We start from the raw sequence: 25,360 nt of genomic DNA on the forward strand, positions 1-25,360 counted from the left end.
TAACATCAATGTTATGAGGGTAAATGGATATTGTACTAGGAGACTCAATAATTCAAATATTGTCTAGTAAAAAGTGTATTTCTTACTAATTGAAGGTTTTTCTAATATTCTGGTATTTATTTTATAAAACGTCCACCTTAAAAATAGAAAGGACACATCACTCAAATGAAAGTTTCAGGATACATTTATGAAAAACAAATTCACTTGAATGATACTCAATTTACATTTCTTAATACTTGATTTTATAAAATAATAGATATGAAAATAAACATTCTTTTAATAGTATTATCCATTACACTTTTCAGCTGTAATAATAACAAGTCGCCACAAGATGAAGGTGCTTTTCCATTTCACGTACCAGAGAAAAAACCCAACAGGGAAATGAGCAGTGCAATGGAACGAATTTACGACAACTATGCTTCGCCACGCCCAGAAAATAACGAGTTATTTAGTCAGTTTAAATATACTAAGGTAAAGGGGTTCGATTATAATAATAACGATGGTACCATTAGTAGACGCGACCCCTCAAAAACCATATTTGCCAATGGCAAATACTATATGTATTATACACACCGCCACACTCCAACTCCACCAATGGGAGCTAAAGCTTGTAACGATACCATCCCATCATCAGATTGGGATTTGGCAGAAATATGGTATGCAACAAGTAAAGATGGCATAACATGGGAGGAACAAGGAGTAGCAGTACCTCGACCACCAAAACCAAATATTGGATGGAGATCTGTATCTACACCAGATATCTTATTTTGGAAAGGAAAATACTATTTATATTACCAAGGCTTTATGCAAGCTAGTGGCACAAGAGGAGATGACTGCCCTGTTACAGCATCATGGTCAGAATCACCCGATGGACCTTGGACTCCTGTTAATAAAGTAATTATCCCCAATGGTAACGAAGGCGAATGGGATCAATATTCTATTCATGATCCATACCCATTGGTTTACAAGGGAAAAATCTATTTATACTACAAGTCTGATTTCGATGAGAAACCACATAAAGTACGAATGCAAGGTTTAGCTACTGCTAATGATCCATTGGGGCCATTTGAAAAAAACCCACTTAACCCAGTAATTACATCAGGCCACGAAACATCTCTTTTCCCTTTTAAATCAGGAATTGCAGCATTGGTTTATAAAGATGGTCCGGAACACAATACCATACAGTATGCTGAAGATGGTATTAACTTTGAGATTGCTGCCATAAGCGAACTAATGCCATATGCGGCTGCTCCCTTTGTGCCAGATGCTTTTGTTGATACTAAAGATGGACGAGGTATTACATGGGGCATGGCTCATTTTATTAATATTAATGGTTGGGATACTTTTCATTCAATGTTGGTACGTTTCGATTGTGACTTAAGCCAGGATATTAACGATCCTGAAATGAAACAACACAGAGTAATTCACAAACCTGATGTATATTATCGTCAGGGATTGAGCAAGAAACAAAAAGCTAGAATCAATAAAGAAAATAGAAAACTAATTGATATCAGCAATTTTAATTAGTCTAGGTTTTATCAATTTACAAATTAATTAAGCGACACTAGGTACTTTCTAGTGTCGCTTCTGGTTATTATTACTTTCCACCCCGTTAATTTACAATATTAGTAACCTATAATTAAACTAGTTAATAAGTATATTGCATTCAATATAAACAAGCTAAAATATTAAGAAAAATACCTTTCATGAAAACATTATCAATTCTCATGCTAGTTGCAATAGCATTACAGTTAAGCTCTTGCAACACAAAAGATGCAACTCCTGAACAACCTAATATTGTATGGATTACATCAGAAGACAACTCCAAACACTACATGGAGCTCTTTGATAAAAATGGAATAACAACACCAAACATTGAAAAGTTGGCACAACACGGTATTACTTTTAATAATGCCTTTTCGAATGCTGCCGTTTGTAGTGCCGCTCGATCAACCTTAATTTCTGGTTGCTATGGTCCACGTGTAGCTTCACACTACCATAGAAAAATAAAAACGGTACCTATGCCTGATGGTGTTGAAATGTTTCCGGCCTATTTAAAGGAGGCAGGATACTATACTGCAAACTGCTACAAGGAAGATTACAACATTATTAAATCTGACTCCGTTTGGGACGATTCTTCTAAAAAAGCAACTTGGCGCGATAGAAAGGAAGGACAACCTTTCTTTTTTATGTTCAACATCATGACAACCCATGAGAGTAGAATGCACTTTACAGAGGAGCAATACAAAACGATTAAAACAAAAACCAACCCTGAAGATTGTTTTGTACAACCCAATCATCCACACACTGATTTATTTAAATACTCCAACGCTTGGTACCGCGATAAAATTACGCAGATGGATAGCGAAGTGGGTGATGTTGTTGGCGAATTAGAAAAAGATGGCTTATTAGAAAATACTTTTATTTTTTACTTTGGCGATCATGGTGGCGTATTACCAGGAAGCAAAGGGTATATTTTTGAAACAGGGTTACATATACCTTTAGTTGTTTATGTTCCTGAAAAGTATCAGCATCTTGTTCATACCAATACAGGAGGCAATGTTGATGAATTTGTAAACTTTATCGATTTTGGACCTACAGTATTAAGTTTAGCAGGAATAAAAACACCTGAAGGTATGGACGGAAAACCATTTTTGGGTAAGGAAATTACCAAAGAATCATTATCTGACAGAGATTATAGCTTCAGCTATGCTGATCGTTTTGATGAAAAATTTGATATGGTTAGAGCTATCAGAAAAGGTAATTTTAAATATATCAGAAACTTTCAACCATTTAATTACGATGGTTTAATGAATAACTATCGTTATAAGCAATTGGGTTACCAAGAGTGGGCGCAATTATACGCGGAAAAGGATTTAAACAAAGTACAGTCACAGTTTTTTGAGACTAAAGATTGTGAAGCCTTATACGACTTAAATAATGATCCTTTTGAAACGATCAACTTAGCCAATGACCCGAACTATAAAACTAAATTGGTACAGCTTCGCAGTTTGTTAAATAAACAAATGAAAGGAATGCCAGATTTAAGCCTGTATCCTGAGTATTATTTAATAAATAATGCCTTTGATAATACGGTTAAATTTGGACAAGATCATAAAGAAGATATTGCAAAATATCTCGACGTTGCCAATTTAATGTATGAAGATTATGATGCGATAAAGAACACTTTAAAAGCGAAGCTAGAATCTAAGGATATATGGGAGCGCTATTGGGCACTAAATGTTTGCTGCAAATTTAAAACTGAGGCTAAAGATTTATACGCAATCGCTTCAAAAATAACCAAGGCTGATCCTGTACTAATCAATAGAGTTAGAGCTGCTGAATTTTTAGGTTTATGCAAAAAAACAAACCCTACTAAAGTGATCACAGAGGCTCTTTATCAATCGAAAGATGCCAATGAAGCTTTACTTATTGCGAATTCCATTGTAATGTTACAAGATGGTTATACAAACTACAAGTTTAATCTTGATATTAATAAGGTTAGCGAAACAGTAAAATCAGACAAAATGGTTCAATGGAGATTTACCTACCTAGGATTACTCTAACACCATAATAAGAAGGGCAGCCAGCTATTAACGTTATCTCTACCTTATATAAACAACAAAGCCCTCCATGTATCGAAGGGCTTTGTTGTTTATACTAATTGTTAAATTATCGTTTAAACGATTTATCTTCTTAGATACTAATCTTCCGATTGACCATCTGCACCATTTTTACTCTTTGCATATTTCGAAGGTAGTATTCCAAACTCCGCAGTAAAGCACTCTCTAAAATATCTTAAATCGTTAAATCCAACATCATAAGTCACTTCTGCTATTGATAATTCACCTTGCTCAAGCAATTGACAAGCACGCTTTAAGCGGATTGATCGAATAAAGCTACGAGCCTTTTGTCCTGTAAGCGCAAATAACTTCGAATTTATTGTTACCTGATTAAAACCGGATTCTTTAGCTAATTGATTTACCGTAAAATCTGTATTAGAAATATTTTTCTCTACAACTTGTAACAAAGTAGATAGAAAAGCTTCATCCTTACCTGACGGAGCCAATTCTGATGGATTAACAACTATTTTCTCTCTAAATTTTGATTTTAAATCCTGACGACTTTTTAAGATAGAAGCCACATGAGCCTTTAATAAATGAATATTACATGGCTTTTTTAAATACAAATCAGCCCCATGCTCAATGCCACTTAATTGATGTTCATCAGTTGTATACGCCGTAAGCATAATGATTGGAATATGCGATGTTTCCTGATTATCCTTAATCAATTTCGTCATCTCTGTACCATTCATTTTAGGCATAGAAACATCTGTAATTATTAAATCAGGATTTACCAGCTGACATTGTTCAAGACCTGCTTCACCATCGTACGCATTATAAACGTTATAATCATCAGCAAAAGTATCTACCAACCATGCGCACAACTCTTCATTATCCTCAACAATCAACAAGGTTTCTAACTTATCATTATTACTTGCTGGTTTAATTTCTATTGTTTTATTATCCTCTAAAATAGGTTGGTTATCCTTTTCAATAATTTCAAAATTTGAAACCGCCTCTTTAACATTGTAACTATCCTTTACAAAGGAGTTTTTATTTTTCGGTATTTTCACAAAGAAAACTGTACCTTCATTAGCCTTACTCTTAAACTCAATTGTTCCTTGCATTAACTCAACCAAACTTCTTGTATAAGCCAAGCCAATTCCACTTCCTTTTTTCTTAATATCACTTGGCTGTGATGCCTGAAAAAAGCGTTGGTAAATTTTCTCTTGTTCTTCAGTTTTAATACCCTCGCCATCATCAGAAATTAGGATGGTAAGAAATTCCCCTCCGTCGTCAATTAACTCTAAATCTATTTTCCCACCACTAGAAGTGTGTTTGAATGCATTCGATAATATATTATTTATAACCTTTTCTAGTTTATCATCATCGAACCAAACATCATCTTGAACAAGGTGTGAATTAAACTGAAAGTTTATTTTTTTATTTAACGCAACTGGTAAAAATGATTCATGAATGCGTTTCAAAAACTTTTGGATATTTCCTTCTCCAATAGTTAATTTCAAGGCCCCAGTTTCAACCTTCCTGTAATCCATTAACTGATCGAGCAAACGTATAAGCGATTTTGCATTACGCTGCATTACATGAAGATAGGTATTCATCTTATTATTAGATGTTACTTCTTTCATGCCCAACAAACTCTCTAGTGGGTTTAAAATTAAAGTTAAAGGCGTTTTAAACTCGTGAGATATATTTGTAAAAAACTCAAACTTCATTTGAGTTAACTCTTCCCTTTTTGTTTTCTCAAGTTCTGAAATGGTGAGTTCGTGTTTACGTTTTATGTTGATTACAGAAAACTTACGGAAAAACATCAATAACAAAAGGAAAATTATTCCATATACTACAAACATTGCACTTGTAAGCAATAAAGGCGGTTCAACCCTGATCTTAAGCTTTTTTACATAGTCATTATAAACCCCATCTCCGTTAGAAGCCTTGAGTTTTAAAGTATAATTGCCCGCTTTTAAGTTTGTATACTTAGCAACAGCGCCTGAATAGTCCTCAACCCAGTCTGTATCAAAACCCTCTAACATATATTTGCATTTATTACCCGCCGGTAAAGCATAATGCAACGAAGCCAATTGAACCGAAAAACTATTAAAACTATTTTGCAAGGTGATTTCATCTACCAAGTTAATATCCTTGGATAGAACTACCTTTCCGAACAAGGTATCTCCAACATTCACTTCTTTATTGAGTACTGATAACTTAGTAAACACAGGAGTTGCAGCACTCCAATCTTTTTTAATCTCTTCAGGATAAAAGGCATTAATACCATTAACTCCTCCAAAAATTAACTCGCCACTTTTAAGCATGCAAGCTGATAAATCACAAAACTCATAATCTTGCAATCCGTTATTAACGTCGTAATTCTCAAATGTTTTTTTCGATACATCAAATTTACTGATTCCTTGGTTAGTTGATATCCACAGGCTCCCAGCTCCATCTTCAACTATGGCCCGAATCACATTATTTATAAGTCCATCTTCTTCTTTAAATACTTCAAATTGGGCTTCTCCATCTTTAAATCCGATGAATTTGTTTAGTCCTTCACCCATAGTACCTATCCAAATATCTTTATTCTTTGTTTGGATTATTGGAATAACATAATCGTAACTAAGTGCGTTTTCTTTATCAAGGTCTTCCCTAATTTTTACAATCTTAGGATTCTCTTTTTGAAGCTCTTCGTTTTTAATAATATTAATACCTTTTTCTGTTCCTATCCATAAATTACCTTTATCATCAAAACAAAAACTTCGAATTACATTAGATGAAAGTTCAAATTCTGTTATTCCAGCTCTAATTCTTTGAAGACTGGAATTATCATAGGGGTCGAACCTATAAATACCCGTTTGGATAGATGCCACCCAAAGGAAGCCATAATCATCTTGAACAATTGAAAATACATTTGTTTTTATCTCAGGAAAGGTCAACTTCTCACCAGCTACATTTACTAATGAGTTATTATACTCACCACCAGCAATAATAGAACGCTTCTTTTTATCTTTTGAAAATACTTCGGCAAAGCATGATATACCGGTATTTGTTTGAATTGTTTTAGTTGGCTCTCCACTACGACTTAACCATGCTTTTTTATTATACTCATATATTGCCCCATTGTGATCGCCTATATAAATAGATCTTTTTGAATCCTGAAAAACTCCTCTAATCTTTCCAGAACTCCCTTCACCTGAAGCTAAATAATGTCGGAATTTTTTCCCTCTAGGATTTAGTTTAATAACTCCTTTTCCGTAGGTACCAATATAGATAATTCCTGTTTGGTCAATAAATAAATCTTTAACTTCAACTTCTGCTAAGCCTAATTTATGTTTCTCTTCTTCAAAATTTTCATCAAAAACATATTGCTTTTCAGAGCCATTGTAAGAGTATTTAAGTAACCCCCTTTTGGTTCCTACCCAAATACTTCCCACTTCGTCAACAATTAATCTTGTTATATAGTTATTTACCCGATCAAAAACTTGTTTTTGCCAAATACCATTTTTAATATTAACGCCATACAAAACTTGTGTTCCTGCCATTATTGTTTGATCAGCATACTGGGCTACGCCCTTAAATATAGCATACTTATCGTTTAATCGACTCTTAAACTTTTCGCCATCGAGATAAAGTAGATTGTACCTTCCCATTAATAAAATGCCCCCTTCTTTATCCTTCTGGAATTGAGACTCCGAAAAGTTAATATTATCAGGACACGATATTTCATTATTCACTTCAGACCTGCCTGATACTATTTTTATATTACCCACACCTTTTGCAGTAACATACCAAATGGTTCCATTATCATCACATATTAAATCGCGAATATTATTACTTATTAGTTTATTATGCGAATCATCTGCTGAGAGGAGCTCTTCAATAGCGCCCGTTTTTAAATTTAATCTATTGATACCAGAGTTCATGGTGGCCACCCATAAATTACCCTGTTTGTCTTCATCTATTGCAGTAATTAAGCCACTGGATAAGCCATTGATTTCTTTATTGTATTTTTTAAAATCTAGTCCATCATATCTATTTAATCCATCATAGGTACCAAACCACATAAAGCCATAGGAATCTTGCAAAATACAGGTTATATCATTTTGGGATAAGCCGGTACGTGTGGTAAGATTTTTAGAGCTATAGTATTGGGCATTTAGGAATTGAGATAGGAATAAAAACACCCCTAAAAGTAATAGATGATATCGCATATATGTATATTTAAACTTGAATCTAATAACGGTAATGAACTACTCAAAGTTACATATTTTTTAACATTCATTACAAAAGAAAATACAAGTCCTAAGATATTATAAAACTATTTAAACTTACACATTAATTAGTAGGAAAAAAGATTACCGATATTAAGCACCTAACAAAATCACCTAAAGTGTTTATATTGAAAAAAAGAGTACTGTAAGAAAGGCTAATATTTATTACAAATAAAAAAACTACCGAAGCATTTTGCAACGGTAGTTTAAGTAACATAGATATAATTTTATACAATTAAAACTGGTTAATTTAACACCTGCTTAATTGACATATCTCCATCTATAATGAGGGTTGTATTAGGCTCTAATACTTCTTCATAGGAAATATTTTTACCTACCAACTCTACTTTAGTAGTTGTAATTACTGCCTGACCAGTCTTACTTTCTTTATCACCAACTACTACGTAAGCATATGTATAAGTTGCTAGTACTTCAATTATAGTTTCTTCCAATGTTACATTCCCCTCTTCATCTTCTATCTCTAATTCTCTAATTATTCGCTCGTCTTTTTGTTCCTCTGAAATTAGTGTGAAATTAAAAGGTAAGGCATCATCAAGCTCACTTCTTTCGGTAATCACTTCTTTTGTAACAGCGGCACCTATTGTTTGAATAATAAGTGGTTTATGCTTATAAATGTTAACTTCGGTATTTTCATCAACTATCTGAAACACCTCAGTTAGGTGAATATCTGGCTTTTCATAATCTATTGTAGGATTCTTTTCACAGGCAATAAATACAATTGCTATTGTGAATAATGCTATAACTTTATTCATCTCTTTTATCTTTAAATTACAAATTAATATTGCTATCACTTTACTCAAAATCAGGAATAGCAAATTATATAGAATGAGAAAACATACTGATTTCTCATTCTATATATTTATTTTCTAAGGATTGGGACGTGGTTCCCATTCATAAATTTCAAAATCATCAAAATAAATGCTTGCACTTCCTAAAGGACCTGCACCTGAGTTAGCCGGATTAGCAACACGCCATGTTAAAAAGCGATTACTTGAAGCCTTGGTAAAAGCAAAGGCCGTTCCTATTTCTTTAAAATAGTTCCATTCAGTCCATTCACCAATAACATTTAAATTATTATGCCAAGATCCAGGAATACTAAAACCTTCTAATTCACTTGAATTCATAAATGCTTGGATATGATGAAAGTTATCATCACTCTCTCTAAAATACTTATAAACAATATTGTAAGTTTTTCCCTGTTTCATTCCTAATATCTCAGGACTATCCATTATTGCCCATTCTTTATAACCTTCTCCTGTGGTAAGTTTCATTGAATAGTTTCCGCTGTAGGCTCTATCTGTGGTATAGGTTCCTGTTCCTTTGTTATCTAAATTCCAACTAGCTCCCCATTGCGTATTTGAGCTTTCTTCTTTGGGTAAATATGGTCCCCCACTTTCAAAACCCCAAACATTTTTGTCGGCTGTTAAATAATCCATATTCATCTTTACAGATTCAGTAAATTCGCCTAATTCACGTCCATCTGTAGAGGTTATATTACCTCCAAGATATTGAATTGTAATCTCGTCGCTATTATAGATCGGATCTTCTAATTTTAACAATATATTTGTTTTAGTATGGTCGTTACGCTTAACACTTTTTACTGGAATTGTTATGGGTGAATCTAAAACTTGATTATTCACTGTAACGATAAAATTACCTTCTTCTCCTGAAAATTCTGAGGCATCGCTAGTTAATTCGATTTGAATTGATTCATCCTCTAACTCTGTAATTTGCCCTGAAACACCAAATGGTTTAGTTGATGGAGTTACTTCAAGTTTAAACGGTAGATAGCTCAACTTATCCGTTTCAGGAAATTGATTTGTAGAACTTTCCCTTTTTAATCTAATCTGAGATGTATATATTCCTGGTGAATTATATTTTTGTATCGCAATAGTTTTCCCAATTATTTCAGTAGGATACACTCCTTCTAATATCCAATCTGTTTTAGTTGGCCACCCTTCACCATACTCTAAGGTTTTATCTACATACTTAATAGAATCTCCACCTTCTATAGTATATGTGTCCCATGATTCCATGTCTTCTTCATCAACTATAGTATCTGATGATAAGTCAAGTATTAACACTTCTTCACCTGACTCTTTAATATGCCAAACTTCAACAGCTGGACAAATATCACCATACACTCTTACAACAAAAGAGGTATCAACAACATACACATCTTTTTCTTTATTATAATAAGATGAATATCCGATTGGGTTTTCAATGGAACCTCCGTTAAAGCTAACCGAATCTTTAAACTCATTATACAATCTAATAGGGTAAGAACCTTGTTTATTAAAAAGCAGGTGAATTGTATTTTCTCTAGATAAGGTATCGTTGCTCTCTACAATAAATTGAGTATAATCAGTATCCTCTCGCGTGATTCTTCCATCTAACCAATTAATATCAGAGCCACCAGGAAAGGACCACGAATGCTCTAGGGCACCTTGAGACAAATCAGAAAACGAATGGTATTTGCCTATAGCAATATTAAATTCATTTCCGTTATCTTTTTGTTTATCTCCCGAGTTTAACCATGCAACATCTGAGAAATGGTTAATTGGTGCATACTCTTCATCTTTACACCCTGTTACCAATAAGGCAAGCAGAAATATGTAAGTAAATATATGTATATTATTCATCGTTCTATTATTTAATTATTCAATAGAATGTTTCTATAAATTTGGATTAGCAATAATTTCTTGCGTTGGAATTGGCCAATAAGCATGAACTCCTTCAATATAATTATTGGCAGCCTGCTCGTAATCAACAAAAACTTGTTTTTTAGGATCTTTTACTCCATGAAACAAAAGTGCATTATATCGAGTTCCTGAATTTCCATTGTTTGGATTTGTAAAGGCGAAATTATCACCTTGGTAGGTATTACTTGCTAAGGTTTTAAAGTAATCTCCCAAATCAAACCATGCTAGATTATTACTCCATCTACGTAAGTCAATTAACCTCGTATCCATTCCTTCTATTGATAACTCTAAGGGACGCTCAACAAACATTAACCACTCCATTAATACTTTCGGATCTGTGATATCAACTAATACGCGCTGATCAATTCCTGAGTCTGCATCAATAATTGGTTCATTCGGATTTTCTTGCCCCCTTATATTTCTATAATCCATAATATTACCAAAGTACGTATAAATGGTTGTGTCCTGATTTGTTTCGGGGTGAATACCTGGTTTTCCTAATTCAGGCCACTCGCCATTAGAAGCCTCGCCCAATAAACGCAACCCCGCTCTATACCTTACCTTGTTAATGTATTTAATAGCCTCTGCTGTATTAGAGCCATTAGAACCGCCTTCTATTAAACATTCGGCATACATTAGGTACACATCTGCTAATCGCATTAAGCGGTAATTCACACCTGAACGGGCATTTAATTCATTCTCATTTTCACAAATATCCCAATTCGTTAATTTTCTAAAAAGTGATGTACCTTGGTCGTATTGAAAGTTACTTACGGCACCAGGTTGTCCTCCATAATACTCTAAAGAATCATCAGCTAAAGCAATAGAGTATGAAGTTCTTAATGAATATGGTTTAACCACATTTTTGATTTCTCCATTTTCATTTTCATAATAATGCATATTTCTTTGATCGTTAATATCTAAAGAATCGCCCTTATATGCCATAGTTAACCAACAGCTTGGATAAATATTACGCCAACCTCCCATTGAAGAAATCATTTGCGCATAATTACTGTAAGTTGAATTTGCTGGAGAATAATTACCAGACTCAGGCTTTAAGTCTCTATCATAGGCTATTTCAAGAATTGACTCAACATTGTTTTCTCCATCGGTTGTCATATTTTCATTAATTTCAGCCAACGAAAATTGTCCGCTTTCAATTATATCAGCAAGATAAAATTTAGCACTTTCATAATCCACACCACTAGGTTGCGATAGGTAACTCTGAGCCAAAGCAAAAGCAGCCGCATATCGAGTCGCTTTTTCTCCGTATTCATATCTCTCCCACTGGCCTACAGCTGGCAACGAATCAAATGCATATTTTAAATCATTGCGATAAAATTCTCTAACCTTCTCTTCAGAAGATAGGGGTTGATAATGTTCTCCTTTTGACTCGTCAACCGGCACAAAATCATAAATAATAACTTCTCCTTTATTAAAAGAACTTGCTGCCCAATAATGAAAATAACCTCTGAAGAAACGAGCTTCTGCCATTAAATGCTTCCACGATAGCTTATCTTTATCGCTTAACATATCGTCCTTTATTCCTTCCAATCCTTTTATAACCTGGTTGGTTCTGAATATACCAATATAAAGCTCGGCCCACTTTTGGTTAGGAGCACCATCGGTATTACTAAATACCTGGTTATAAAACCTTGCGTTATTGGCATTAGTTGGAGTTGGACGTCCTAGGCCAGGATAAGCCATGTCTGATCTTAAATTTTCAGCTACAACCTGATGCATATTTTGTCGACGCAACTGATTGTATACAGTTACCATACCTTTCTCACAATCCTCAAGGTTATTCCAAAAATTATCTACTGTAATTTGATTGGGATTTTCTTTGGTGAGAAAATCATCACAACTACTCATTGTTCCTATGGTAACAAGAGCAATTAATATATATATAAATCTAATCTTCATACGTTCAATTTATTACTTGTAATTACTAAAATGAAAGACATTTAAAACCATTTCGTATTACATTATACACATCCATTAAAATCCTAACTGAAGTCCTATTCGGTATTGCGAAGCAATTGGGTAATTACCTTTATCTAGTCCTCTTGTAGCTAATCCATTACCCCCAACTTCAGGGTCATAACCTCCATATTTTGTTAATGTAAGCGGGTTATCACTAGCGATATAAATTCTTAATTTTGAGATTCCGGCTTTTTTTAGTTTTTGCGCAGGAATAGTATATCCTAGAGTTACATTTCGAAGGCGTACAAAAGAACCATCTTCAACCCATATATCAGCAACACTACTAACGTTCATATCTTGTCTCCCGCGCTGAGCCGGGATACCAGCGTACGGATTATTCTCTGACCATTGGTAGATATAATCAGCATGTGTTTCATACTGCATGGCGTAAATTTTAGATCCGTTGACAATATCGTTACCTATTGAAGCATACCACTGCATAGAAACATCAAACCCCTTGTAGGATGCATTCGCATTTAAACCTAATTCAAAATCAGGCATACCACTACCTCCGTAAACTCTATCTGAATCATCTATAATTCCATCACCATTAGTATCAACATAAATTAAATCACCCATTTTAGCCTCAGGTCTTATACGCTGATATTCTGCTAGCTTTTCTTGGGTATTTACAATACCATCTGTTGGCATAACAAAAAATGCTCCTGCTTCATAGCCTTGTTGAATACCTGATATTTTCTGTTCATTATTAACAGCCCATCCGTCGTTAAACAAGATATATGAATTCATATCGCCAGCCATACGCGTAATTTCATTTAAGTTTTTCGTGAAAGTTCCATTCACACCCCACTTAATTTTACCTGAATTACGCCAGCCCAAAGAAAGCTCTACACCTTTATTAACCATATCGCCTACATTAAGCGTGATGGTTTGATTTTGCCCTGATCCGGCAGATAAGGGCATCAAACGTGGAAATAACATATCACGTTTATTCGACTGGTAGATATCAGCATTTAGGGATAAGCGGTTTTTAAACATACCCATATCAATACCAAAATTTACTTGCTGTGTGGTTTCCCATTTAATATCTGGATTTGCATAAAATTGCTGTATCAAACCTGTAACCAAAGTACCATTAGCAGATGGGTAATCATAACCCGTTTCAATATTTGCATTGTTGATATAATCACCAAAATTTTGATTTCCTGTAGTACCTAAACTTGCTCTTACTTTAAAGGCATTCACAGTTTTCTTAACATTTGTCCAAAATGCCTCATCGGCAACATTCCATGCTGCTGAAGCTGATGGAAATATTCCCCATCTATTTTCTTTTGCAAAACGAGAAGATCCATCCCTACGCACACTAGCGCTAAACAAATAACGGCCTTTATAATCATACTGTGCACGACCTAACATACCAACCAAAGTACTTTCTCTATCCTGCCCCCAACGGCCAAAACCAGAAGTTGCATTTGGATCATTGGTTCCACCATTAAGCACATAAACATCTCCTGACACCAAGTCCATTCTACTACCAGTAAACTGGCTATAGGTATGCTTCTCTGTTGAAAATACTCCTAGTAATCGTAATTTATGATCCTTAATTTTTTTAGTGTACGTTAACGAGTTTTCCCATGTCATACTCGTACTTCTATCGGCAGTATTTCTTATTTGTGATCTATTTTGCGGGTTCTCAATTCTATCTCCATCATTATTATATATATAAATTGGAGGGTTAATGACTACACGTGTTGAGTTTGCATATTTAGCACCAAAACGCGAGTTAAAATCAAAACCTTTTGCAATGTTGTATTTTATATTAAAATTACCATTGAAGTTTTCTCCGTTTTTAACGTCAGTTTGTAAAAACTTATACATTAAATTACCTAGCTGCTGCATGTTTCCATCATCTGTTCCTGTTCCTGCATTTGCAACTGAATTATCATTAGGATCCAGTGGTTGTTGAAATGGCTTGTATTTATATGCATCATATAATAATTGGAATGGGGGGCTTTGTTTTTCGTCAACAACCATACCTAATCCCATATTAAACTGCCACTTCTTCTTACTAAAATTGATATTTGATCGCAAGTTAAAACGCTCATAACCTGAGTTTATCAATATCCCCTCTTGATCAAAGTAAGAAGCAACAACACTAAAACGAAGATTCTCTTGACCACCAGAGATATTTACACTGTGGTTTTGAATAAGAGCATTATCATTCTGAATAACATCAATTAACTGTGTATTATGAGTAAACTGATTAGGGTCGTTTCGTAATTGAGTCCACATATGATCCAAAGTTGTATTGGAATTTCCTTGTAAATTACGAATATATTGACCGTACCAATAATCTTCAAAACCCATCAATTCAATACCTGATGTAATTTTTTGAATCCCCATGTAGCTATCTACATTAATTTTTAAGGTTCCAGATTCTCCTTGTTTAGTTGTAATTAAAATAACCCCTGCAGCACCTCTAGTTCCATAAATAGCACACGAAGCTGCATCCTTAAGAATATCCATTGTTTCAATCTCGTTGGTACTCAAATTAGGATTACCATCTTGAGGAATACCATCAACTACGTAAAGCGGATTATTAGAACCATCAATTGAGCTCACTCCTCTAATTTGGATATTTGAGGCTGCACCCGGTTCTCCCGAGCTCGCTTGTACATTTACACCAGCCACCTGACCCTGCAGGGCTGTACCAATATCAGCAGTAGCAATACGAGTTAAATCCTCAGACTTTACTTGTACTACAGCACCGGAAATCTCCTTTTTGGTTTGCGTACCGTAACCAATAGCAACTACTTCATCCAAACCAAATAATTCAGGCTGCATATCTACGTTAATTACTCCTCCTTTGGCAACTATTGTTTGGGTCTCCATCCCAACAAAACTAAATACCAACTCTTTTCCCTGCCAAACCTTAACACTAAATTTACCATCAATGTTAGTAATTGTACCATTTGAAGTTCCTTTTACAACAACACTTACCCCTGGTATAGGTAAGCCATCTTCTGTACTGGTAACAACACCAGTTATAATACTTTGTTGGGCAAAAGCACCCATGCTTAGCAAAGCTATAAAAAGCGTAAGCATCCACCTCCTTGAGGATTTAAACACTCGATTCCGTTCTTCCATAATTCTATTTAATTTTAATAAACCCCTGATACTAGCAGTATGCGCAGTACTACAACGTAACTCATATGGCCAAAACTATCCTAATAAATGTTAATGAAGTATAGAGTAGGGATTGAATATAAGGTGGTAAAATACACTATTTAGAGGGGATGTACAATTAACCAAACAGGGGTAAATGCAAAATCAAATACACTAATAATCTAGTTTATATATACATCGTAGTTATTAGGCATGAAAATGTACTGAGCAGCATACGAATATAAAAAATTAAGTTTTTTTCGGCTTTGGAAATAATTATTAATTGACTACCAACTAACGTATGTTACTATAAATAGAAGTATGAAATTATTAATTTTACATCAGAAAAAACAAGAGATATGGACTTATACAAAACAAAAAGCTCCAACCTTAATAGATTGGAGCTTAATAAATTTTTTAGCAAATTTTGTTAATAAAACACTTCCTTTTCTTCTAACTCAAGAGTTTTTGTTTCGTTCATTTGTGTTATAACGGTATCCTGACAGATTGCCAATTCATAAGAAATCCCAATAATCTCATCACCAGTATCTACTGAATCTGTGACAATGCCCAAATCCTTAATCACATTATCAATCTCTTCGCCTATTAGCGCCTTCTCAACATATCTATTGTAATGAATATGTTCAGTAAACAAATCCATCGATCCAACATTTACTGCAGTATCCATATGGTCTTCTGCGAGAATAATATATTTACGCAGATATGTATCTGAAATATATTCTTCAGGCTCATAATCTTCAATTTCATATTCTGCAACTTCATCAAACTTCTCTACCATTGTAATCTCTTCCCATGTTGTAACACGTAATTTAAATATACTATCAACAATAGTACTGTCACTATATTCAGAAGCTAATAGAGATGTAATTTTATTCCCTTCACGAACTGTTACAATTGGCTGCTCTTGATAAATATTGATGATTGGATCAGCCATACCATCTATATTAACAAGAGAATATACAGGCACTAAACTAATATCAGGCTTTGGATCTGCTTCCTCTTTACAATTATATAAGGTGAACACCATAACCAGTGCACCTAATAATAACTTTATATTTTTTTTCATAATCTTATTTTAAACATTTTTATACCTAAGACAATCCCATATATGGGATTGTCTTTCTATTGTTAAACCCTTTAAGGCATTGGTCGATTATTGTTTGCTACAACAGAGAAGTTATCAAAATAAACTTCAACAGCAGAACCACCATAGAAAAGTACTGCAACTGTATACTTTTTACCATCACCTACAATAGTATACGATTTAGTTGTCCATTCCCCAATTTTAAGACCATTTAAACCATTCCAAGCTCCTTCAAGTTTCGACTCTTGCACGTTGCCATTATCTAATAATGGGGATATACGTGCTTCAAATGCACCTCCTTCTTTACTAGTACTTATCGCGTAATAGCTAAAAGAATATGTATAAGTAACACCTTCTTCTAAAACAAAACCAGAACCATTAGAGAAAGCAGTTTGACCACCGGCAGTTTTTATAGCATGCATGCTATACATTCCATCCTCAGCGTAGTCTGTTGAATAGCTAGCAGGATCAGTCACCCTACCACCTTCAAAACTAGGAGGCGAAATCCACTTACCTGAGCCTGCCTCAAAACCACCATCATTAACATTGTTTATCGGAGGAATTGGTGCTAAAATAACTGTACCTGGTTCTAATGGTCTCTTATCCGTAGCTTTATGGCCTGTTCCTACATAAGATACATGTACTTCATCATTCACATATATAGACTCACTTAAGGTAAGTACCGCAAGTGAATTATCTTGTTCCATAGTTACAGATGCAACATCAATATTGAAGTCCTGACCTAAATCAGCATTTTTAGCTACTACTGTAAAATCACTTGAGCTTAGGTTTCCATCAAGAGACCCGCTTAATTGTACTTTTAATGTTGTTGCATCACCTTTAGTTATTTCAACAGGAGTAAACGGCCCATCTCCAACATTGATAATCAATGGTAAAATTACTCTATCGCTACCCGGAGGAATATTCTGTCCGCTGCGTGATGCTGTAAATGCAATATTCTTAACTACACCAGGAGTATAAAAAGTGACAGCAACTGAATCTTGGGAAGAAGTTGAAGGTACTGCTTTAGGAAATTGCCAGTTAACACCTGTAATGTGGTAAATTGAGTCAACATTTTGGGCAAAATATAACTTTTCTCTATTGGCTATATCAATTGTAATGGTATCAGATCCTGACAAATCTATTTCATCACCGTTCTCTCTGTAAACTCTATATTTAGCCACTACATCGTGATACACATCAACAGTAAATATATGTTCGAATACATGCAGGCCTAACTTTTCGTCAAATACAGAAGTTAATGTAGTATCCTTTGCTTTAAAAGTAACCTCTTCTTCAAAAGTGTTATAAAGACGTACACTTTGTATACCTCCCTTTGGGAAATATAAATGAACTGTTTTATCTTCTGATACATCTCCTACCATACCACCTCCGGCAACTTTTTCTGCCAGTGTAGTATCGTTTCTAACAATTTCCCCTTCTAAAAAGAAAATACTATCATTTAATAATTCCCATTTATGCTCCTCTTCTCCTTGAGAAATATCTACAATTGAGAAATAATCTCTTTGTCCTAGAAGAGGATACCTATCAAAATCATTTCCCTTAAAAGTAGGAGAATACCACGACACATCCGTGAAACTGTTCGGCGCAACATACTCATCATTACAGCTTACAAAAGCTATAAACATGATTAGTATATATAATAAATTTATTTTTTTCATTGCTTTCCTATTTATCGTAAATTTTTGGGTTACTCGTTTCTTCAACCAGAGGTATAGGCCAGTATGCATGCTGACTTTCGATATAGTTAGATGCAGCTTGCTCATATTCTGTATCAAAAGCGCCAGCGTTTGGAGGATTGCCATTCCAACCTACTGCATTATCAAAATAGTTATCAAAGTATAATATCGATCCCCAACGTATAATTGGGCTACCACCATCAGGATTAATAATTTTTTCCTCATTATTAGGGTAAACATATTTTCTGGTTCCATCTGGTTCAACCGTCCATTTTTCTTGAGGATAAGAACCAAAAGCATACCTGTGAGTTGCTAACTCCTGAAATCTTTCTTTATAAACTCCCCAACGACGTAAATCCATATGACGAGAGGCATGACCTAGAATTGAAATTTCAAGTGGACGCTCAACATACATTAATTTTTCCATTACCATTTGAGCATCATAAGTAAGACCATCATAGGTTTTACCATGATCCGTCCATTCGCTAACGGTACCAAAAAGCTGAAGTGCAGACCTATATCTAACTTTATTAATATAAGATAAGGCTTGTGCAACACCACCATCATTATCTCCACCTTCTATTAAAGCTTCAGCGTACATTAAATAAATATCAGCCAAACGAAGTACTCTATAGTTAACACCTGATTTAAAAGTTGTTGAATTCGGACGAGAATCTAAGTAGGTATATTCGTTACAATTTGACATCATTTTAAATGCAGCAGTACTCTTATTATTAAAAACCCAGGCAAGAGCTGGTCTTTCTAAATAATATTGCGCTGCTTCATCATCAACAAAAGCAATATAGGCAGAAGCTCTCAGGTTATGCTTTCTAAGCACTTCATTGTCCGTTGCCTCACCTGTAATAATATCAATTTCAGGTGTAAGGTTACGAGCATCTGTAGAATCCATAGGGTCATTTTTATAAGCCATTTGTAACCAATAAGCCGGATACATTGCAGCTTGTCCCCATTGCGTTTCGATTGGACTTACATCGTCACCATATTTTGCGGAAACACCATCTGCTGCACTCGCTTGTTGTTCTGGCTTTAGATTTTCAGAATAAACAATTTCTAATATAGCTTCAGAATTTAATTCATTTGTTTTACCTACATTATCCCTTAGGTCTTCAGTTAATGCATAACCATATGCTGAATTATTAATAACATCCTCAAAGTAGAATTTTGCAGAATCATAATTTGCTTCGTATAAGTAAGCTTGGCCAATAACAGCAGCAACGGCTCCTCTTGTAATCCTACCTGGATCGGTATCATTCCAAGTGTTTGGCAACATATTTTCTACGTAAGCTTGTTTTAAATCGGACATAAAAAAGTTAAAAACATCTTTAGCCGGACTAACAGGAATTTGATAATCCTCAAGCACTTGAGGAACTATATCTCTAATAGGCACTTCACCATCGTTAAAGGAACTATAAGCATAAAAATGAAATAACCCTCTAAAGAATAAAGCTTGAGCATACCAGTTATTCCATAGAACTTCATCAACTTCGGGATTTTCTTCTTTAAATTGAATCAAACCCTCTAGTGCCTGATTCGCTCTAAAAATACCCGTATAAATAGCAGCCCACTTACCTTCAATCTCTGGCTTCGAATTGTTATATGTTTTTAAATAAAATGAGTTTTCGTTGTCATTGGCATACTTATGTCCCATGTCGGAACGATTACTTTCAGCTCTCATTGCCATTAAGTTTTTATCCTTAAAGGCATTGTATATGGCATTTACACCACGTTCACAATCATCTTGTGTTTTCCAAAATGAATCCGTTGTAATTTTGTTAGGGTTCACTTGTTCTAGTACATCATCTGAACAAGAGTGAAATAACAAGCCTCCAACGAATACGGATAATAGTAATAATATTTTGTAATTCATTTTTAGTTCTTTTTAATATTAAAAATCAAGCTGTACACCTACACGATACTGTGCAGCAACTGGGTAGTTACCTACATCTAAGCCCCTTTTTGAAAGTCCATTACTACCAATCTCAGGATCATAACCATCATACTTTGTTATGGTAATAGGGTTTTGTGCTGCCAAATAAACACGGCATTTAGATATTTTAGCTTTGCTAGTTAACTTTTTAGGAATTGTATAACCTAATATGACATTACGTAAACGTAAGAAAGAACCATCTTCAACCCATATATCTGCAAAAGATGCATAATTAATATGATCACGTCCTCTATTTATAGGTATTTGAGAATATGGGTTATTCTCAGTCCATTGATACAACATATCTTCATGAGTTTTACTAAAGTAGGCTGTTAACTTACTACCATTAATAATCTCATTACCAACCGACGCATACCATTGCATATTAAAATCGAAACCTTTATAAGCAATATCAAAATTTATACCTGCTTCCCAATCTGGCATACCACTACCTGCATAAACACGGTCAGCATCACTTAATTCTCCGTCGCCATTTGTATCCACATAGAAAAGGTCTCCCATTTTTGCATCCGCTCTAATTTTTTGAGCTTCGGCCAATTTGGTTTCTGTATTTATAATACCATCAGTAGGCATCATAAAAAAAGCACCTGCCTCATAACCATCTGCAAGAGCAGTTACCACATAATTATTCTGTCCATTTGCAACAGGCTTACCGTCTGTGTAGTATGATATATTAATATCACCAGGCATGCTAACCTTATTCATATTTTTAGAAAAAGTTCCATTGATACCCCATGTAAATTTACCAGAATGCCTGTATCCTGCTGAAAGTTCAAGCCCTCTATTGCTCATATCCCCAATATTTAAAGGTACCGTTGAACCACTTCCTGTTCCTACTCCTGCAGATGCAGGTACTTGAAATGGGAAAAGCATATTTTGTTTCTCAGTGTTATATACCTCTGCAGTAAAGTTTACTTTGTTATTCAACATATAAACATCCAACCCTAAGTTAGAAGAAACTGAAGTTTCCCATTTCACATAAGGGTTTGCATAAGCTGTCTGCGTAGCCCCTAAAACAAGATACTCATTTGTTTCAGGACCAAATACGTAATCTTTACCTGTTGTAACTGCAGGCGAATATAAATAATCTCCAAAGTTTTGATTACCTACAGTACCCCAACTTGCTCTTAATTTCATCACATTCACAACATCTTTAACTCCTAACCAAAAAGGCTCGTCTGAAATATTCCAACCTGCCGAGAATGCTGGAAAAACCCCCCAACGCTCATCACTACCAAACTTAGATGATCCATCTCGTCTAACACTCGCAGTAACTAAATACTTTCCTTTATAATCATAATTTACACGACCTAATAAACCTATTAAAGTAGTAGTACGATCCTGTGTCCAGATACTCATACCAGACTCGGCATTAGGCTCAGTACTACCACCATTTAAAACCGTTACTCCATTATTCAGAATGTCATACTTAACACCTAAATGCTGACCGTATTCCATTCTTTCATAGGTATACACTCCTAATAATTTAATTTTGTGCTTACCAAACTTTTTAGTGTAATTAGCACCCACCTCAGAAGTAATTTTACTAGATATTCCTGAAGTATTCTTAATGCTAGAACGTGTTGTTTGATTTCTTAAATCACCATTGGCATCATATATTTGAAATAATGGTACAACTTGCTTTCTAAAAGTATTTTTGTAGTTAGCTCCAAATGTGTAAGTTAAATTTAGGCCCTTTACTATTTGATAATTAATATTTGTATTTGCATTAAATGCTTTACCCTTTGTAACATCTTCTTGGGAGAATAAAATTGCTAACCTACTTGCGTTATTAATTTCATTCTCATCAGTCCCACTATTGGTAAAAGATAGGTTATTAGGATCAACCATATCACTATGAGGCTTAAATTTATAAGCTTCATACAAAATGCCGTAAGGCGCATTTTTCTTTTCATCAACACTAAAACCAAAACCAGCTCTAACTCTTAATTTATTTTTCTGAAAATTAAGGTTGGCTCTTCCATTCATTCTTTCATAACCTGAGTTAATTAAAGTACCATCTTGAGAGAAGTAGTTTAATACAGCACTTGCAGTTAAATTCTTCTGCCCTCCGGATAATTGAATACTGTGATTTTGAATAGCAGCATTATCTTGCTGAACCACATCCATAATACTGTTATCATTACTCATTTGGTGAGGTGACTGCTCTAGAGTATACCAAAAATCATTTTCAGCATTTTTTTCAGGACTCTGTGTAATTTGGTTTAATGACTCAATATACATATAGTCATCAAAACCAACCAAAGGCATTTCTGATGTAATATTCTGAATACCATAGTATCCATTATACGAAACTTTAACATCGCCCGCTTTACCTTGTTTTGTAGTTATTAAAATAACCCCAGCAGCACCACGAGTACCATATGCAGCAGCTGATGCAGCATCCTTAAGTACATCGATAGTTTCAATTTCATTAGGACTCAATCCTGGATCTCCATCATACGGGATACCATCAACAATATAAAGCGGGTTATTATTAGAACCTTCAAAACTTGTGGCAACACCTCGAATTTGAATATTAGATCCCTCACCTGGTGCACCAGAACTTGATTGTACACTTACACCAGCTACCTTACCTTGTAAAGCATCTCCAAGGTCGGAGGTAGCAATCTTAGTAATTTCATCAGATTTAACCTGAACTACAGCACCTGTAAGCTCCTTTTTCTTTTGAGTACCATAACCAATGGCAACTACTTCTTCGAGTCCAATTGACTCCGGTTCCATTTTTACATTAATAACACCCCCTTCAGCAATTACAGTGGTATTCTTCATACCAATAAAACTGAATAGCAATTCTTTACCCTGCCACACCTTAATATTGTACTTACCGTCCATATCGGTAATGGTTCCGGTAGTAGTTCCTTTAACCACTACACTTACCCCTGGAATAGGCAAACCATCTTCGGCACTTGTTACTGTACCTGTAATAAAACTTTGCTGGGCAAAGACTCCAATGCTAGTAAGACTCAAAATAAGCAGAATCACCCACCTATTTGAAAGGCTAAGCATACAACTTAGTTTCTTCATAATAATTGTTTTTTTACATAAATTTCGGATTAATGAAATACTCGAACTCCTTAGTAAGAAAGGTCAACAATATTTCACTTTCCAAAATTATCCTAATAAATGTTAATAGAATATGGAGTAAGACTTGAAATGAAAGCGGTAAACAAGGCAATCAAGGGTGGTGTAATAAAAAACAAACAGCGGTAAATACACAATACAACACTACAAATACCTATCACACTGAGCATTAACTTCACCCACCCTATTATAGTTAAAACATTCATCTAATTAAGAAACATTCACATTTTGCAATTTATATAAAACACTGAAAATAATTTAAAAGATAATATCCTTCTAAGAAGGCACAAAAGCCCCGTCAATAACGGCCTAACCACCCTAGTTAATACTTATTCTAACAAAAAAAGAAACGAAGAATTTAATTGCCCTAATTACACCGTTAGTTGCAACTATTGATTACTTGATTACATTTAATCTAAAAGAAGATCTTTATGGAGCAGCCAAATACCTATAAGCTTTCTAAGGACTACATGAAAGTAAAACACTAATTAAACTGAATTGAAAAGGTAGTGATATCGTTATTACTGATAACAGAAATTGTAGCATTCAATTTTTTGATGATTTGCTTACATAAACTTAAGCCAATACCACTACCATTATTCTTGGTTGTAAAAAATGGCACCCATATATTCTCGAGCACCTCATCTTCAATCTGAGGGCCATTGTTGGAGATGCTGAGTTTACCTTGTTTATAAACGATAACTACTTGTGGTGAAGGGGTATTTTTAAGCGCTTCACAGGCATTTTTAATTAAGTTGGTACAAACGCGTGACAGCATTTGCTTATCTGATGTAATTTGAACTTCCTTTACTTGGATATTAAAAACAATATCAGGGCAATATTCCTTACCCAAAGCCACCCATTGCTCCACTTCTTCTTTTAAATTGAAGCTTTCTAATTTAGGTGTGGGAATCTGTGTGAGCGAACGGTAGGTATTCACAAATTGTATTAATCCCTCTGCTTGATTGTTGATTACTTTTAAACCTTTTTGGGCTTTGCTTAGTTTTTTTTCGTCACTGATATCCTGATCAGATAAGTTACTTAGGGTTTGACTGATGGATGTGATTGGAGCCAAGGAGTTCATGATTTCATGTGTTAAGACTCTAATGAGTTTCACCCAACTTTCAATTTCCTTTTCGTCGAGTTCAACTTGTAGGTTGCGGATGGATATTAAAGTCAAATCCCGTTGGCGCATTCTGATAGCTGATGCTTGAAACGACAATTGTTGTTTTTGCTGATAGATGGTGATATTCTCGAGCTTACTATCGCCTGGTGTGATGTTGGCAACAATTTGCTTTAGTCGAGCAGATACTCTATCGAACTGATTGAGGTGATAAATGCTCGGCAGCTTACATAAGTCACGCACCGACTTATTGGCTAGTATGATTTTTTGCTGTTCGTCGCGCACCATTAACCCCGTGGGCGATTGATCAATAATCGCTTGTAAATAATGCTCCTCAGCCACTGAGTCCATCTGTATTTTCTTTAACATTTGGTTCAGCTGATTCAGTGCCTTATTGAGCTGACCGCTGCTTTTTATGGGTAAATCATCGGGGAAGTTTAAGGTGGTATCTTTATTACGGACCGAATTGATAAAATAACTCAACTTGCGGTTTCCCTCATCGAACAAGTATAAAAAACGCCAAACAGAAAGGGTGATTATGCCAAGAATAAAGCAGATCAATAGGATGTAATGATGCGGATATAATTTAATGGTGGCGATTATTGATGCGCTTATTAGGCCAACAAGCCAAGCAATTATTTCAAATTTGACATTTTTGAACATAGAAGGTTTTT

The 25,360-nt window shown here is 34.8% G+C and carries 12 protein-coding genes; 2 read left to right on the top strand and 10 right to left on the bottom strand.

Features of this window, described 5'->3' with window-relative positions:
- The first annotated feature begins 258 nt into the window (after positions 1 to 258).
- A complete protein-coding gene (locus tag QMO11_RS12630) occupies positions 259 to 1,527 on the top strand; it encodes a glycoside hydrolase family 117 protein (RefSeq protein ID WP_282037615.1) in 1,269 nt (422 codons plus the stop codon).
- A gap of 179 nt (positions 1,528 to 1,706) precedes the next feature.
- Positions 1,707 to 3,566, top strand: coding sequence for a sulfatase family protein (locus QMO11_RS12635; RefSeq protein ID WP_282037616.1), 1,860 nt, complete (start codon positions 1,707 to 1,709; stop codon positions 3,564 to 3,566).
- A gap of 137 nt (positions 3,567 to 3,703) precedes the next feature.
- Here the strand turns inward: QMO11_RS12635 and QMO11_RS12640 are convergent, their stop codons facing one another.
- The 10 genes from QMO11_RS12640 to QMO11_RS12685 all read right to left on the bottom strand — a co-directional run bounded on the left by QMO11_RS12640 (position 3,704) and on the right by QMO11_RS12685 (position 25,349).
- Positions 3,704 to 7,792, bottom strand: coding sequence for a hybrid sensor histidine kinase/response regulator transcription factor (locus tag QMO11_RS12640; protein ID WP_282037617.1), 4,089 nt, complete (start codon positions 7,790 to 7,792; stop codon positions 3,704 to 3,706).
- Between the two features lie 305 nt (positions 7,793 to 8,097).
- Positions 8,098 to 8,625 (bottom strand): hypothetical protein, encoded by a 528-nt coding sequence (locus QMO11_RS12645; RefSeq protein WP_282037618.1) that lies wholly within the window; start codon positions 8,623 to 8,625, stop codon positions 8,098 to 8,100.
- 114 nt (positions 8,626 to 8,739) lie between these two features.
- On the bottom strand, positions 8,740 to 10,515 hold the full coding sequence (locus QMO11_RS12650; protein ID WP_282037619.1) for a hypothetical protein: 1,776 nt from the start codon (positions 10,513 to 10,515) through the stop codon (positions 8,740 to 8,742).
- A 33-nt stretch (positions 10,516 to 10,548) separates the two neighbouring features.
- Complete coding sequence (locus tag QMO11_RS12655) at positions 10,549 to 12,498, bottom strand: RagB/SusD family nutrient uptake outer membrane protein (RefSeq protein WP_282037620.1); 1,950 nt, start codon at positions 12,496 to 12,498, stop codon at positions 10,549 to 10,551.
- Between the two features lie 75 nt (positions 12,499 to 12,573).
- Entirely contained in the window at positions 12,574 to 15,666 is a 3,093-nt protein-coding gene (locus QMO11_RS12660) for a SusC/RagA family TonB-linked outer membrane protein (RefSeq protein WP_282037621.1), read from the bottom strand.
- 448 nt (positions 15,667 to 16,114) lie between these two features.
- The gene (locus QMO11_RS12665) at positions 16,115 to 16,771 is read right to left on the bottom strand and encodes a hypothetical protein (protein ID WP_282037622.1); all 657 of its coding nucleotides are present in this window, start codon (positions 16,769 to 16,771) and stop codon (positions 16,115 to 16,117) included.
- A 71-nt stretch (positions 16,772 to 16,842) separates the two neighbouring features.
- Entirely contained in the window at positions 16,843 to 18,471 is a 1,629-nt protein-coding gene (locus QMO11_RS12670) for a hypothetical protein (RefSeq protein ID WP_282037623.1), read from the bottom strand.
- Positions 18,472 to 18,478: 7 nt separating this feature from the next.
- Complete coding sequence (locus tag QMO11_RS12675; protein WP_282037624.1) at positions 18,479 to 20,377, bottom strand: RagB/SusD family nutrient uptake outer membrane protein; 1,899 nt, start codon at positions 20,375 to 20,377, stop codon at positions 18,479 to 18,481.
- Between the two features lie 18 nt (positions 20,378 to 20,395).
- Entirely contained in the window at positions 20,396 to 23,506 is a 3,111-nt protein-coding gene (locus QMO11_RS12680; RefSeq protein WP_282037625.1) for a SusC/RagA family TonB-linked outer membrane protein, read from the bottom strand.
- A 541-nt stretch (positions 23,507 to 24,047) separates the two neighbouring features.
- Positions 24,048 to 25,349, bottom strand: coding sequence for a sensor histidine kinase (locus QMO11_RS12685; protein ID WP_282037626.1), 1,302 nt, complete (start codon positions 25,347 to 25,349; stop codon positions 24,048 to 24,050).
- Between the last annotated feature and the right edge of the window lie 11 nt (positions 25,350 to 25,360).

This window comes from Saccharicrinis aurantiacus, assembly GCF_947489045.1.
Taxonomy (GTDB): Bacteria; Bacteroidota; Bacteroidia; order Bacteroidales; family Marinilabiliaceae; genus Saccharicrinis; species Saccharicrinis aurantiacus.

What these genes read in the sequence shown, in the direction of transcription:
- QMO11_RS12645 (WP_282037618.1), bottom strand. Translation starts at nt 8,625, where the DNA reads ATGAATAAAGTTATAGCATTATTCACAATAGCAATTGTATTTATTGCC.
- QMO11_RS12680 (WP_282037625.1), bottom strand. Translation starts at nt 23,506, where the DNA reads ATGAAGAAACTAAGTTGTATGCTTAGCCTTTCAAATAGGTGGGTGATT.
- QMO11_RS12635 (WP_282037616.1), top strand. Translation starts at nt 1,707, where the DNA reads ATGAAAACATTATCAATTCTCATGCTAGTTGCAATAGCATTACAGTTA.
- QMO11_RS12630 (WP_282037615.1), top strand. Translation starts at nt 259, where the DNA reads ATGAAAATAAACATTCTTTTAATAGTATTATCCATTACACTTTTCAGC.
- QMO11_RS12685 (WP_282037626.1), bottom strand. Translation starts at nt 25,349, where the DNA reads ATGTTCAAAAATGTCAAATTTGAAATAATTGCTTGGCTTGTTGGCCTA.
- QMO11_RS12655 (WP_282037620.1), bottom strand. Translation starts at nt 12,498, where the DNA reads ATGAAGATTAGATTTATATATATATTAATTGCTCTTGTTACCATAGGA.
- QMO11_RS12665 (WP_282037622.1), bottom strand. Translation starts at nt 16,771, where the DNA reads ATGAAAAAAAATATAAAGTTATTATTAGGTGCACTGGTTATGGTGTTC.
- QMO11_RS12670 (WP_282037623.1), bottom strand. Translation starts at nt 18,471, where the DNA reads ATGAAAAAAATAAATTTATTATATATACTAATCATGTTTATAGCTTTT.
- QMO11_RS12640 (WP_282037617.1), bottom strand. Translation starts at nt 7,792, where the DNA reads ATGCGATATCATCTATTACTTTTAGGGGTGTTTTTATTCCTATCTCAA.
- QMO11_RS12650 (WP_282037619.1), bottom strand. Translation starts at nt 10,515, where the DNA reads ATGAATAATATACATATATTTACTTACATATTTCTGCTTGCCTTATTG.
- QMO11_RS12660 (WP_282037621.1), bottom strand. Translation starts at nt 15,666, where the DNA reads ATGGAAGAACGGAATCGAGTGTTTAAATCCTCAAGGAGGTGGATGCTT.
- QMO11_RS12675 (WP_282037624.1), bottom strand. Translation starts at nt 20,377, where the DNA reads ATGAATTACAAAATATTATTACTATTATCCGTATTCGTTGGAGGCTTG.